This is a genomic window from Streptomyces sp. NPDC006997 (assembly GCF_040635175.1).
Lineage (GTDB): Bacteria > Actinomycetota > Actinomycetes > Streptomycetales > Streptomycetaceae > Streptomyces.
The window spans coordinates 55,222-67,416 of sequence record NZ_JBEYHH010000037.1 but is presented as its reverse complement, the minus strand read 5'-3'; the positions used below and the strand labels follow the sequence as shown (position 1 = coordinate 67,416).

The following is a 12,195-nucleotide window of genomic DNA, read 5'->3' as shown; positions in this document are numbered from 1 at the left end:
CGGCGGACGGGACCGCAAGGGCGACGCCGTCAACATCTCCCACCAGTGGGGCGGCCCGCGCGGGCGCTGGTGGCAGGGCGAGCAGGGTCTGTTCCGGCAGTCGTTCCGCGGGGCGGAACGGGTGGGCACGGCGATCCCTCACCCGCGTGTGCATAAAATTCCGCACGTCAGGGCCGCTTCAACGCCGCAGTGCGCCCACTGAACCCCGCTGTTCGAGGAGCCGCCCCCTCATGGCCGAACACCCCGCCTACCCCGTAGGCCTCCGCCTCGCCGGCCGCCGCGTGGTCGTCCTCGGCGGCGGCCAGGTCGCCCAGCGCCGCCTCCCCGCCCTGATCGCCGCGGGCGCCGACATCCACCTCGTGTCCCCCGAGGCCACCCCCTCCGTGGAGGCCATGGCGGACGCGGGTGAGATCACCTGGACCCGGCGCCCCTACGCCGACGGCGACCTCGCCGACGCCTGGTACGCCCTGATCGCCACCAGCGACACCGACGCCAACACCCGCGCCTCCGCCGAGGCGGAACGCCACCGCTTGTGGTGCGTCCGCGCGGACGACGCCGACGCCGCGACCGCCTGGACCCCGGCGACCGGCACCAGCGAGGGCGTGACCGTGGCCGTCCTCACCACCAGCGCCAAGGGCCGCGACCCCCGCCACACCGCCGCCATCCGGGACGCGGTCGTCGAGGGCCTGCGCGACGGCACCCTCGTCGCCCCGCACCACCGCACCCGCACCCCGGGCGTCGCCCTGGTCGGCGGCGGCCCCGGCGACCCCGACCTGATCACGGTCCGCGGCCGTCGCCTGCTCGCCGAGGCGGACGTCGTCATCGCCGACCGGCTCGGCCCGCGCGACCTGCTCGCCGAACTCCCGCCGCACGTCGAGGTGATCGACGCGGCGAAGATCCCGTACGGGCGGTTCATGGCCCAGGAGGCCATCAACAACGCCCTGATCGAACACGCCAAGCGGGGCAAGTCCGTCGTACGGCTGAAGGGCGGCGACCCGTTCGTCTTCGGCCGTGGCATGGAGGAGGCGCAGGCGCTCGCCGAGGCGGGCATCGCGTGCACCGTCGTCCCCGGCATCTCCAGCTCCATCTCCGTGCCCGGCGCGGCGGGCATCCCGGTCACCCACCGGGGCGTCGCCCATGAGTTCACCGTGGTCAGCGGGCATGTCGCCCCCGACGACGAGCGCTCCCTCGTCGACTGGGCGGCGCTCGCGCGGCTCACCGGCACGCTGGTCGTCCTGATGGGCGTCGACAAGATCGGCCGGATCGCGGAGACCCTGGTCGCGCACGGCAAGTCCCCGGACACGCCCGTCGCCCTGGTCCAGGAGGGCACCACCGCGGCCCAGCGCCGCGTGGACGCCACCCTGGCGACGGTCGCGGAGACCGTCGTCGCGCAGGAGGTGAAGCCCCCGGCGGTCATCGTCATCGGCGAGGTCGTCGGCGTGGGCCCGGGCACCGTCGCGCACCCCGCCGAGTAACCGCGGGTAACAGCACCCGTTCCCAGCCGTTGGCACCACACCCAGGACAAGGCAGTATCACCCTGTGGCCGATCTCATCACCGTCGACGACCCCGCCGACCCGCGCCTGCGCGACTACACGGGCCTGACCGATGTCGAACTGCGCCGCCGACGCGAACCCGCCGAGGGCCTGTTCATCGCGGAGGGCGAGAAGGTCATCCGGCGCGCCAGGGACGCCGGGTACGCGATGCGCTCGATGCTGCTCTCCGCGAAGTGGGTCGACGCCATGCGCGACGTCATCGACGAGCTGCCCGCCCCGGTGTACGCCGTCAGCCCCGAACTCGCCGAACAGGTCACCGGCTACCACGTGCACCGCGGCGCCCTCGCCTCCATGCAGCGCAGACCGCTGCCCACCGCGGCCGACCTGCTCCAGAGCGCCCGCCGGGTGGTCGTCATGGAGTCGGTCAACGACCACACCAACATCGGCGCGATCTTCCGCTCCGCCGCCGCCCTCGGCATGGACGCGGTGCTGCTCTCGCCGGACTGCGCCGACCCGCTGTACCGCCGTAGCGTCAAGGTCTCCATGGGCGCGGTGTTCTCCGTGCCGTACGCCCGTCTCGGCACCTGGCCCAAGGGGCTGGAGTCGGTCCGGGAGGCGGGTTTCACACTGCTCGCCCTCACCCCCGACGAGAAGGCCCGGTCCCTCGACGAGGCGGCCCCGCACCGCATGGACCGCGTCGCCCTCATGCTCGGCGCGGAGGGCGACGGGCTGTCCACGCAGGCGCTGGTCGCGGCCGACGAGTGGGTGCGCATCCCGATGTCCCACGGCGTCGACTCGCTGAACGTGGGCGCGGCGGCGGCGGTCGCCTTCTACGCGGTGGCTACGGGGCGGCCGGGTCTGTAGCCGACGCGATCAGGCCCGTGGCGGTCTGGTGTGTCCGCGGGTGGTCGAGGCCGCGTGCCGACTTCTGGCAGCCCTGCACCAGGGCGATGCCGAGCGCCACGAGCAGGGTCACCACGACGAACACGAACAGCCGCTGCCGCAGCAGCCGCGGGTTAGCGGGGCGCCGGAGACGGCCGCCGCCCGTGCCCGTGTTGCGGGGTGCCTGGCGTCCCGTTCCCGGTCCCGGGCGGCCGGGGCCGGTGCCGGGGGAGCGGGAGCCGTTGCGGGAGGTGTTCCTGGCCGGGTTCCTGCCGGTGTTCCTGGCCGGGTTCTGCGCGGTGTTGCGGCCGGTGGGAGTGGGGCGGGAGCCGCCCTCGCCGCGTGCGGGGGAGCCGCCCCGCTGCGACGGCGGTGCGGAGGAGGACGAGGGCGAGGACGGGGACTGGGGTGGCGCGGGGCGCTGGTTGCGGGAGCCGGCGCCGCCGCCCCGTGACGGGCCGGTGCCGCGGGGAGCTGGGGTGCCCGGGGCCGCCTGCGGGCGCCGCTGGACGCGCTGCGGGTCGGGGTAGGTGTCCGCGAGGCGGCCCGTAGGGCGGTCGGCCTCGGCGGCGCGGGGCGCGGGCGGCCGTCCGTCCAGCAGGACCTGCGCCTCCCGCGCGGCGATCTCCTTCAGCCGCAGCGACAGGTCGAGGGTGGTCGGCCGGTCCTCGGGATCCTTCGCCAGACAGGCCCGCACGAGCGGGGCGAGCGCGTCCGGTACGCCGTGCAGGTGCGGTTCCTCGTGGACGACCCGGTACAGCATCACCTCGGAGCTGCCGTGCCCGAAGGGGGAGTCGCCGGTGGAGGCGTAGGCGAGGGTGGCGCCCAGCGAGAACACGTCGGTCGCCGGGGTGACGGTGGCGCCGCGCACCTGCTCGGGGGCGAGGAAGCCGGGGGAGCCGACCGCCGTGCCGACGTGGGTGAGGGTGGAGGCGCCGGTCGCCCAGGCGATGCCGAAGTCGATGATCCGGGGGCCCTTGGGGGAGAGCAGGATGTTCGACGGCTTGAGGTCCCGGTGGACGACCCCGGCCTCGTGGACGGCGACGAGCCCCTCCGACAGCGCGGCGCCGACGGCCGCGACGTCGGCGGCGACCAGCGGGCCGCCGTCGGCGACCTTGTCGTGCAGGGAGGGTCCCGGTACGTACTGGGTGGCGAACCACGGACGGTCGGCCTCCAGGTCGGCGGCGACGAGCCGGGCGGTGCAGCCCCCGCGGATCCGCCGGGCGGCCGACACCTCGCGCGCGAAACGCGACCGGAACTCCTGGTCCTCCGCCAGGTCGGGCCGGATCACCTTGAGCGCGACCCGCTGGCCCTTCTTGTCGGAGCCCAGGTAGACAACGCCCATTCCGCCCGCGCCGAGCCGTCTGTGAAGCCTGAACGAGCCGACGACGCGCGGGTCCTCGCGCCTCAGGCGCATCATCGCCATGTTCATCCCCGCTGCCCGGTCCCTGTGACGAGCCACAGCTTACGTTTCCACGGCCGTGTGCGCGCAGAGGCCGCGCCCTCGGGTGGGGAGGGATTGTCAGTGGTGGGTGGGAGACTTGAAGGGTGGTCAGGGAGTGTGCGGGCGGGGCGGCTTGTGGACGTGGGTGATCACAACCGTCCGTCATGAGAGGGGGGTTGGTGCCGTGAAGGGTGACCGGGTGGAGAGAGTCGTGGACGCCGGTGACACCACGCGGACGTACGAGGTGGTGGCGACCCGGGCGGGCCGCAGGGTGGAGACGGTGGTGCGGCGGGGGGTGGTGGAAGTGAGCGAAGTCACGCGCCGGGGGTCGGTGGTGCGGACGGCCCGCTTCATGGCCACCCGGGTGCTGGCGCTGGTCGAACAGCCCGTGCCGAGGCAGCCCCTCCGGGATGACCCCGAGACCTGAGCCGACGTCTCCAACCAGGGGAGTAGTCGGCGGCGCGTGGCTCATCCTCCGGGAGGCCCGCCAATCGGTACGAAGGCATGACGTGCGGTGGTCGCCGCGCGCCTAGATTTGAGGTCAAGCGGCGGGTGCAGCACTCGTCCCCCGAGGTCAGACGCCCGCCGCTGCAGACGAACCGACAAGGTCAGGAGAGGGGCCATGGCCCACACGGCGTCGCGGACAGTGGTCCGCGGGCGGGGTCGCCGCCATCCGCTGGTGGCGACACTCATGGCTCTTCCCCTGGCGGTCCTGCTCCTCGTCGTCTTCGACGGCTGGGAGACAGTGACCCTACAGGCGTCGTCCGTGGGCGAGATGCTGGGGCGCTGAGCGGCGACCCCAGGCCCGGAAGAGCGGTCCGGGCGGGGACATCCACCCATAACCCCGTGGGGACGGGGGTGCGGCGGACGGCAACAATGCCAGGCGCAGCTGGGGAGCTGCGCCTGGCATTACCTTTGCCCGCGATGGGCACCGATCTCCCCCTAGCCGCGGCAGTCGTGCCGCTGGGGCGGCACGGGCGGGCGCAGCGGCACCCCGCGGCGCCGGGCTGTGCGAGCCGCCCTCGCGTCGGCGTTCACGCCGGGGCAGCCCATCAGCGCCGGGCCGGGCGACCCGCCTCCGTGTCGGCATTCACGCCGGGGCACCTCACCAGTGTCGGACCGTGCGCGTCGCCGTCGCGTCAGTATCCACGCCGGGAACCCCGCAGCCCGCAGCGCCGTGTGCGCCCCCATCCCCTGCCAGCACACCCCCGCTCTCCCCGACATACCCTCGCGGTCAGAAAGGAGCCCCCGTGACCCACACCCCCCTCCCGGTCGCGCTGACCGTCAGAGCCACCGCGGAGGCACACACCCGCAGCCCCACCTGCCCCTGCGGAGCGTCCCGTACGCTCGCCCACCGCCCCGACGCCACCGTCGTCCGGCACGCCGAAACGGTCGCGAAGGCACACGCCCCCGGCACCACCCCCGCCGCCCTCACCCCGCGCCTCCGCACGGCCGCCGCCCTCCCCTGCCTGCTCCTGCCCCCGCTCGCCGAGACCCCGGTCACCCTGCACGACCGCCTCGTCACCTTCTGGCCGTACGGCACCCCCGTCGACCCGGACGACCCCGACGCCGCCCCCTGGGAGGCCGCCGCCACCCTCCTCGCCCACCTCCACCGCACCCGCCCCCCGACCGGCCTCCCCCCGATGCGCGGCCCGGAGAAGGCCGCCCGAGCCGTGGCCCACCTGAAGGGCGCCGCCCCCGCCGCCACCTCCGCCGTACGACGCGCCTGGGCCGCCCTCCCCGCCTGGGCCCGCGCCGAGACACCGATGCCGGACACCGCCACCCTCTGCCACGGTGACCTCCACCTCGGCCAACTCGTCCGGCACCCCGCCCCGGACGGCCCCTGGCGGCTCATCGACGTGGACGACCTCGGCGTGGGCGTCCCGGCCTGGGACCTGGGCCGCCCGGCCGCCTGGTACGCCTGCGGAATCCTCCCGCCGCGGGAGTGGGACCGCTTCCTGGGCGCCTACCGCGAGGCGCGGGGCCCCGCCGTCCCGGTGGACGGTGATCCCTGGCCCGCCCTGGACGTGCCCGCCCGCGCCCTCACCGCGCAGACCGCCGCTCGCGCGATCGTGAAGGCGGAGGACGCGGGCCGCGCGCTGGACGACGTGGAGCAGGCCCTCGTCGACGCCTGTGACCGCATGGCCGCCGTCCCCCCGGAGTCGGCCCCGAACCGCGCGAAGTAGGGTGCAACCGACCGCAGCCGGACAGAGTCTGTCCTGGCGAGACCCGAAGCAGGACCGACCGGCGAGGAGTTGAGCCGACGATGCAGTGTCCGAAGTGTCACGGGCAGATGCACACCTACAACCGCAACGGTGTGCAGATAGAGCAGTGCGCCAACTGTCGGGGCATCTTCCTCGACTACGGCGAGCTGGAGGCGCTGACCCGGCTGGAGTCCCAGTGGACGCAGCCCGCCCCGCCGCCCCCGCCCGCACCGCAGGCGTACCCCGCTCCGCCCGCCCCGGCCTGGGGTGCCCCGCACGGCGGTCATGGCGGTCACGGCGGCCACTACGGTCGACACGGGAAGAAGGGCTTCGGGCACATGCTGTTCTCCAGCTGAGCCGCGCGGCACGTACGAGAAAGCCCCCGGCCGTGGAACGCGGCCGGGGGCTTTCCGGAGATCCAGTGGACGATACTGGGATTGAACCAGTGACCTCTTCCGTGTCAGGGAAGCGCTCTCCCGCTGAGCTAATCGTCCTCGGGACCTTGATCGCTGATCAAGGGTGCTGCGTGCGCGATACTGGGATTGAACCAGTGACCTCTTCCGTGTCAGGGAAGCGCTCTCCCGCTGAGCTAATCGCGCGGGGGGATCCGGAGATCCAGTGGACGATACTGGGATTGAACCAGTGACCTCTTCCGTGTCAGGGAAGCGCTCTCCCGCTGAGCTAATCGTCCATGGAGGTGGAGACGGGATTTGAACCCGTGTAGACGGCTTTGCAGGCCGTTGCCTCGCCTCTCGGCCACTCCACCAGGAGTGTAGGGGACCCGGAAGATCCCCTGCGTTCCTTCGAGCGGACGACGAGGCTCGAACTCGCGACCTCAACCTTGGCAAGGTTGCGCTCTACCAACTGAGCTACGTCCGCCTGTCGTTTCGGACCGCTTGCGCGGCTCGGCGACGAGTTGAACTCTAGCGGATTCCGGGGCCAGTACAAAAACGCGTTTGTGCAGCGTGCTGCGCTACACCCGCTGAACCGGCCGGTCCGGGCACCCCGGGGGAGACCCGCCATAGACTCGACAGCGTGCTCGACCTCCCACCTCTCGCCCGTTTCGGTGACCGACTGGCCACCGGTCTCCTCGACGTCACCGACGATCCCACGGCGCTCGACTCCCGGGGCCTCTGGGCCGTCTGCGCGGACTTCGAGGGCCGTCTGACCTGCGCTCGCTTCGCCGAGGTACGGACCCGGGCGGTGCCCGCGCCGGTGCCGGGGGCGTGGCGCGGACCGGCCGCCGGTGACTGGACGTCGTCCCTCGACCGCGCCGCGTACACCACGGGCGTACGGCGGATCCGTGAGCACATCGCGGCCGGTGAGGTCTACCAGGCCAACCTCTGCCGGGTGCTGTCGGCGCCCGTGCCGGCCGACGCCGACGTGGACGCGCTGACCGCGCTGCTGGCCCGCGGCAACCCGGCACCGTACGCCGGGACGATCCGGCTGCCCGGGCACGGGGTGGAGGTCGCCACCGCCTCGCCCGAGCTGTTCCTGCGCCGCGACGGGCGGGTCGTGGAGTCCGGGCCGATCAAGGGCACCGGGCGGACCGAGGCGGACCTGCTGGAGAAGGACCACGCAGAGAACGTCATGATCGTCGACCTGGTGCGCAACGACATCGGGCAGGTGTGCGAGCCCGGGAGTGTGAGCGTGCCCGACCTGTGCGCCGTGGAGAAGCACCCGGGGCTCGTACACCTCGTCTCCACCGTGCGCGGGGTACTGCGCGCCGGTGCCGGATGGGCGGAGCTGCTCGCCGCCGCCTTCCCGCCCGGGTCGGTCACGGGAGCGCCGAAGTCCAGCGCCCTGCGGATCATCGACACCCTGGAGACCGCGCCGCGCGGGCCCTACTGCGGCGGCATCGGCTGGGTGGACGCCGACCGGGGCGTGGGCGAGCTGGCCGTCGGCATACGCACCTTCTGGCTCGACCGGGAGACGGGCACGCTCCGTTTCGGCACCGGCGCCGGGATCACCTGGGGGTCGGACCCCGAGGGGGAGTGGCGGGAGACCGAGCTGAAGGCGTCCCGGCTGCTCGCGGTAGCGTCGGGGGCGTACGAGCACAGTGGAGAGGGACTCTGACGTGAAGATATGGCTCGACGGCGGGCTCCAGGACGCGGAGGGCGCCCGTGTCTCCGTCTTCGACCACGGGCTCACCGTGGGCGACGGCATCTTCGAGACCGTGAAGGCCGTCGACGGGCGGCCGTTCGCGCTCACCCGGCACCTCGACCGGCTGACCCGCTCCGCCCGCGGCCTCGGCCTGCCCGACCCCGACCACGACGAGGTCCGCCGGGCCTGCGCCGCCGTCCTGGAGGCCAACCCGACGCCGCTGGGGCGGCTGCGCGTCACCTACACCGGCGGGCACGGTCCGCTCGGTTCCGACCGCGGCGAGCACGGGCCGACGCTGGTGGTGGCGGTCGGGGCGACCGTACGGCGACCCGACACCACGGCCGTGATCACCGTGCCGTGGACCCGCAACGAGCGCGGCGCGCTGACCGGCCTGAAGACCACCTCGTACGCCGAGAACGTCGTCGCCCTCGCCCGCGCCCACGAACAGGGCGCCTCCGAGGCGCTGTTCGGGAACACCGTGGGGCAGCTGTGCGAGGGCACGGGGTCCAACGTGTTCGTCGTCCTCGACGGGCAGCTCCACACGCCGCCGGTCGCCTCCGGGTGCCTGCCGGGCATCACGCGCGCGCTCGTCGTCGAGTGGACCGGCGCCAGGGAGACCGACCTGCCGCTGGACGTGCTGGAACGCGCCGAGGAGGTCTTCCTGACGTCGACCCTGCGGGACGTGCAGGCCGTACACCGCGTGGACGGCCGGGACCTGGCGGGCACCCCGGGGCCGGTCACCGCCAAGGCCATGCGGGTGTTCGAGGAGCGGGCCGCGGAGCACCTCGATCCCTGAGCGCCTGGTGAAACCGGGCTGACGGAGCCGATCGCCATCGGGTAGAACACCCCTGATGACCACCACCCTGCGGCCGACCGAGCCGCTTCAGCGCGCCGCTGACGGGAGCCGTTCGCGCCGCTACCAGGTATGCGTGAACAGCAGGCCCGTCGGCGCGGTACACGTCGGCACCTCACCCGGCCTCGGCGCCTCCGTGGCGCGGATCCTCGGCCTGAGCATCGAGGAGCCGGACCGGCGCCGCGGGCGGGGGACCGTCGCCGCGCTCGCCGCCGAGGAGGTGGCGCGCGGCTGGGGGTGCGGACAGATCGAGGCCGCCGTCCCGGTCGACGCCACGGCCGGTCTCCGGCTCTTCGAGGCCCTCGGGTACGTCCACCGCAACCGCGGCATGGGGAAGCACCTCGGCGCCACCCCGCCCGCGCTGCCCGCCGGGAGCGTGGCGCGGCCCATGTCCCCGGCGGAGTTCGAGGACTGGCACGCCCACGAGTCGGAGCACTACGTCCGCGCCTGGGTGGAGCGGGGCGTGCCCGAGTCCGTCGCCCGCGCCAAGGCACGGCGCGATCAGGAGCAGGTGCTGCCGCGCGGGATCGACACCGGGAACATGCTGTTCAGCGTCCTGGAGCACGAGGGCACCCGGGTGGGCACCCTGTGGCTCGCACTGCAACAGGACAAGGCGTACGTCTTCGACGTCGAGTCCGACGCCGCCCACCGCGGCCGGGGGCACGGCCGCGCGCTGATGCTCCTGGCGGAGGCGCAGGCCGTGGCGGCGGGGAAGGGTGTGCTGGAACTCAACGTGTTCGCGGGCAACGTTCCGGCGGAGCGGTTGTACGAGTCACTGGGCTACCGGACCACCGGCTACGTCCTGTACAAACCGTTGCTCTGAGTCAGCCCTGTCCCTCGGCCAGCAGGCGGTCCGCGATCGCCTCCACGCGTTCCCGCAGGCCCTCCTGGCTCCTTCCGCCGTCGAGGCGCTCGCCGCCGATGACGTACGTCGGGGTGCCGGTCACGCCGATCGCCTTGCCCTCGGCCTGGTCGGCGTCGACGATCAGGATGTGGCGGCCGTCGATCAGCGCGGTGTCGAACTCCGCGGCGTCCAGTCCGAGTTCGCCGGCGATCTCGACCAGGAAGGGTTCTCCCCTACGGTCCAGCTCCTCGACCCGGCCGAGCACCGCCTCGACGTAGGCCCAGCCCTGCCCCTGCTCCACGGCCTCCTCGGCGGCCTGCGCGGCGGCGAAGGAGTGCTTGTGCTTCTCCAGCGGGAAGTGCCGCAGCCGCAGCTCCAGCCGGTCGCCGTAGCGGGCGCGCAGGGCGCGGACGTCGTCCAGGGCGCTGCGGCAGTCCGGGCACTGGAGTTCGCACCAGACGTCGAGGACGGGGGCGGGGGAGGAGTCGTTCATGCGGGCCAGTCTCCCAGCCCCGGCGCCGGTGTCCCACAACGGGACCAGGGGTGGGCTCGGCGAGTGCCGTCGTGACCGGCACCTGCGGAGGAGGCGACCCGGAGATGTCCCTGATGTCCGGCCGGAGCATGGCCTGGCGGGGGTCGGGAGGTGCAGGATGGAAGGGGCGAAGCGCCCGCTGCCCGACCGAGCCTGCCTGGAGGACCGGATGATTGCCGAGACCGTCTGTTCCGCCGTCGCCGCGGCCGGGCTGGGCATCGCCGCGGTCAGCGCCTACCGCAAGCGATTCCTCGCCGCCACCCGGATCGCCGCCTACGCGCTCGTCCCCCTCGGACTGGTGATGACGGGCGTCGTGGAGTGGGCCGCCGACACCGCCTTCAGTCCCACGGCGTGGGCGGGGGTCGGGGTGCTGGGTGCGGCTTGGGCGCTGTTCACGACCACCCGTGCCGTGGAGCGCCGTCGCGGAGGCGGCCGTCAGGAGCGCAAGGCCGCCCGTGCCGCCGCCCGCAGCGGTGCCGTGGAGCCGGGCGCCTCGGCACCCGCCCTGGGCGCGAGCACCCGCCAGAAGGCCCGGCCGCAGGGCGGCGCGAGCGGCTCCGGGGCCCGTGCGGACGCCGCGGACGACTTCAGCGACATCGAGGCCATCCTCAAGAAGCACGGCATATGACCCCGCCCGAGGGGCGCGCGGGCGGAAGGTGACCGGTCCGTTCACGGATTCCGGCGAACTCCCGGGGCTGGTTGGCGTGTTGATCGCGTGGCGGGTGCGGGTTTAGGCCATCATCGCCCGCGAGATGCTGGATACGACCCAGAGCGATGCCGCGCCGCCGCAGGACGAGCCGCGTGGATGCCTCTTCGCCCTTTCCCAGCCACCGCTAATGATCTTCCTTGCGGTGATCGGGTGTCTGCTGCTTACAGCCGCGTTGCACGATCTGCTGTTGCTGTAAGCCGTACCCGCGGCCCCCGGCGCCACCCGCCGGGGCCCGCGTCGACGGTCGTCCTCCGCTCAGCTCGCCGCTTCCTTGCGGCGCGCCCGGTAGGCGGCCACATGGAGGCGGTTTCCGCAGGTGCGGCTGTCGCAGTAGCGGCGGGAGCGGTTGCGGGAGAGGTCGACGAAGGCACGTCGGCAGTCCGGGGCCTCACAGCGCCGCAGCCGCTCGCGTTCCCCGGCGACCACGAAGAAGGCCAGCGCCATCCCGCAGTCGGCCGCCAGGTGGTCGGCGACCGAGGCGCCGGGCGCGAAGTAGTGCACATGCCAGTCGTAGCCGTCGTGGTCGGTGAGCCGGGGTGTGGTGCCCGCGGCGGCGACCAGCTCGTTGATCATTTTGGCCGCGGTCCGGGAGTCCGGGGCCGCGAAGATCCCGGCGAACCTGCCGCGGATCTCGCGCACGTCCGAGAGGTCGAGTTCCGAGAGCACACCGACATCGCTGACTTCGTGCGTTCGCACGAACTCTTCGAGCGCTACGACATCGGACAGCGCGTCCGGCGTCGCATCGTCCTCCGGCGAGGTGTTCACCAGATCCACCACGGTGTCGAGGGCGCACCGGGTGTCGTGGGTGATCAGCACGTTTCGCTCCCTGGCCTGGTGGTCGGGCGGGCGCCCGCCGATGCTGGCCGATGGTAGTGGCTTCCGGACACGCCGTGCCGGGTCCGGGTCCGCCCGGCCGCTGGATGCCGTGACAACGTCGACGGCGGGTCGGGGGTTCCCGGGCCGCACACGCCTGGGGCCGCGTCGCACCCCTGGGTCGCACACACTCCCGGACCGCACACATTCCCGGAGCGCCACATACCTCTGGGCCGCACACATTCCCGGAGCGCACACATTCCCGGACCGCCACATACCTCCGAGCCGCACACATTCCCGGACCGCCACACACCTCT

General features: G+C 73.3%; 14 protein-coding genes and 5 tRNA genes. 11 read left to right on the top strand and 8 right to left on the bottom strand.

Features of this window, described 5'->3' with window-relative positions:
• The 3 genes from ABZ659_RS29435 to ABZ659_RS29425 form a co-directional block, all read left to right on the top strand.
• Window positions 1–202: hypothetical protein (locus ABZ659_RS29435; protein ID WP_360225649.1), on the top strand; the 202-nt coding region annotated here is incomplete at its 5' end.
• Between the two features lie 28 nt (window positions 203–230).
• Window positions 231–1,475 carry a uroporphyrinogen-III C-methyltransferase gene (gene cobA, locus ABZ659_RS29430; protein ID WP_360225646.1) on the top strand — a complete coding sequence of 415 codons (1,245 nt, stop codon included), beginning with the start codon at window positions 231–233 and terminating at the stop codon, window positions 1,473–1,475.
• A gap of 64 nt (window positions 1,476–1,539) precedes the next feature.
• Window positions 1,540–2,358, top strand: a complete 819-nt coding sequence (locus tag ABZ659_RS29425) for an RNA methyltransferase (protein WP_360225643.1) — start codon at window positions 1,540–1,542, stop codon at window positions 2,356–2,358.
• Here the strand turns inward: ABZ659_RS29425 and ABZ659_RS29420 are convergent.
• Window positions 2,336–3,808 carry a serine/threonine-protein kinase gene (locus ABZ659_RS29420; protein ID WP_360225640.1) on the bottom strand — a complete coding sequence of 491 codons (1,473 nt, stop codon included), beginning with the start codon at window positions 3,806–3,808 and terminating at the stop codon, window positions 2,336–2,338. The genes ABZ659_RS29425 and ABZ659_RS29420 overlap by 23 nt on opposite strands.
• A gap of 196 nt (window positions 3,809–4,004) precedes the next feature.
• Between ABZ659_RS29420 and ABZ659_RS29415 the strand changes: the two genes are divergently transcribed.
• From ABZ659_RS29415 to ABZ659_RS29405, 3 genes are all read left to right on the top strand, one after another.
• Window positions 4,005–4,247 (top strand): hypothetical protein, encoded by a 243-nt coding sequence (locus ABZ659_RS29415; RefSeq protein WP_360225637.1) that lies wholly within the window; start codon window positions 4,005–4,007, stop codon window positions 4,245–4,247.
• An 823-nt stretch (window positions 4,248–5,070) separates the two neighbouring features.
• Window positions 5,071–6,006 carry an aminoglycoside phosphotransferase family protein gene (locus ABZ659_RS29410; RefSeq protein ID WP_360225635.1) on the top strand — a complete coding sequence of 312 codons (936 nt, stop codon included), beginning with the start codon at window positions 5,071–5,073 and terminating at the stop codon, window positions 6,004–6,006.
• Between the two features lie 80 nt (window positions 6,007–6,086).
• Window positions 6,087–6,380: a zf-TFIIB domain-containing protein gene (locus tag ABZ659_RS29405; protein WP_360225633.1), complete on the top strand. Its 294-nt coding sequence runs from the start codon at window positions 6,087–6,089 to the stop codon at window positions 6,378–6,380.
• A 66-nt stretch (window positions 6,381–6,446) separates the two neighbouring features.
• Here ABZ659_RS29405 and ABZ659_RS29400 read toward each other — a convergent pair.
• From ABZ659_RS29400 to ABZ659_RS29380, 5 genes are all read right to left on the bottom strand, one after another.
• Window positions 6,447–6,518: transfer RNA gene (locus ABZ659_RS29400), tRNA-Val, on the bottom strand.
• A 33-nt stretch (window positions 6,519–6,551) separates the two neighbouring features.
• Window positions 6,552–6,623, bottom strand: a tRNA-Val gene (locus ABZ659_RS29395).
• A gap of 20 nt (window positions 6,624–6,643) precedes the next feature.
• Window positions 6,644–6,715, bottom strand: a tRNA-Val gene (locus tag ABZ659_RS29390).
• Between the two features lies 1 nt (window position 6,716).
• Window positions 6,717–6,790 (bottom strand) — tRNA-Cys (locus ABZ659_RS29385).
• Between the two features lie 40 nt (window positions 6,791–6,830).
• Window positions 6,831–6,903 (bottom strand) — tRNA-Gly (locus ABZ659_RS29380).
• Between the two features lie 156 nt (window positions 6,904–7,059).
• Here ABZ659_RS29380 and ABZ659_RS29375 point away from each other — a divergent pair.
• From ABZ659_RS29375 to ABZ659_RS29365, 3 genes are read left to right on the top strand one after another with little or no spacing between them, the layout of a single operon-like run.
• The gene (locus ABZ659_RS29375; RefSeq protein ID WP_360225631.1) at window positions 7,060–8,100 is read left to right on the top strand and encodes a chorismate-binding protein; all 1,041 of its coding nucleotides are present in this window, start codon (window positions 7,060–7,062) and stop codon (window positions 8,098–8,100) included.
• A gap of 1 nt (window position 8,101) precedes the next feature.
• Entirely contained in the window at window positions 8,102–8,923 is an 822-nt protein-coding gene (locus ABZ659_RS29370; RefSeq protein WP_360225629.1) for an aminodeoxychorismate lyase, read from the top strand.
• 55 nt (window positions 8,924–8,978) lie between these two features.
• Complete coding sequence (locus ABZ659_RS29365) at window positions 8,979–9,803, top strand: GNAT family N-acetyltransferase (RefSeq protein ID WP_360225627.1); 825 nt, start codon at window positions 8,979–8,981, stop codon at window positions 9,801–9,803.
• 1 nt (window position 9,804) lies between these two features.
• Here ABZ659_RS29365 and ABZ659_RS29360 read toward each other — a convergent pair whose 3' ends face one another.
• Window positions 9,805–10,317 carry a DsbA family protein gene (locus ABZ659_RS29360; protein ID WP_360225625.1) on the bottom strand — a complete coding sequence of 171 codons (513 nt, stop codon included), beginning with the start codon at window positions 10,315–10,317 and terminating at the stop codon, window positions 9,805–9,807.
• 208 nt (window positions 10,318–10,525) lie between these two features.
• On the opposite strand from ABZ659_RS29360, the gene ABZ659_RS29355 reads away from it, so the two are divergent.
• Together ABZ659_RS29355 and ABZ659_RS29350 are read left to right on the top strand one after the other, a co-directional pair.
• Window positions 10,526–10,984, top strand: a complete 459-nt coding sequence (locus tag ABZ659_RS29355; protein ID WP_360225658.1) for a hypothetical protein — start codon at window positions 10,526–10,528, stop codon at window positions 10,982–10,984.
• 124 nt (window positions 10,985–11,108) lie between these two features.
• A complete protein-coding gene (locus tag ABZ659_RS29350; RefSeq protein WP_164873000.1) occupies window positions 11,109–11,261 on the top strand; it encodes a hypothetical protein in 153 nt (50 codons plus the stop codon).
• 59 nt (window positions 11,262–11,320) lie between these two features.
• Here ABZ659_RS29350 and ABZ659_RS29345 read toward each other — a convergent pair whose 3' ends face one another.
• A complete protein-coding gene (locus tag ABZ659_RS29345) occupies window positions 11,321–11,881 on the bottom strand; it encodes a CGNR zinc finger domain-containing protein (protein WP_360225623.1) in 561 nt (186 codons plus the stop codon).
• Between the last annotated feature and the right edge of the window lie 314 nt (window positions 11,882–12,195).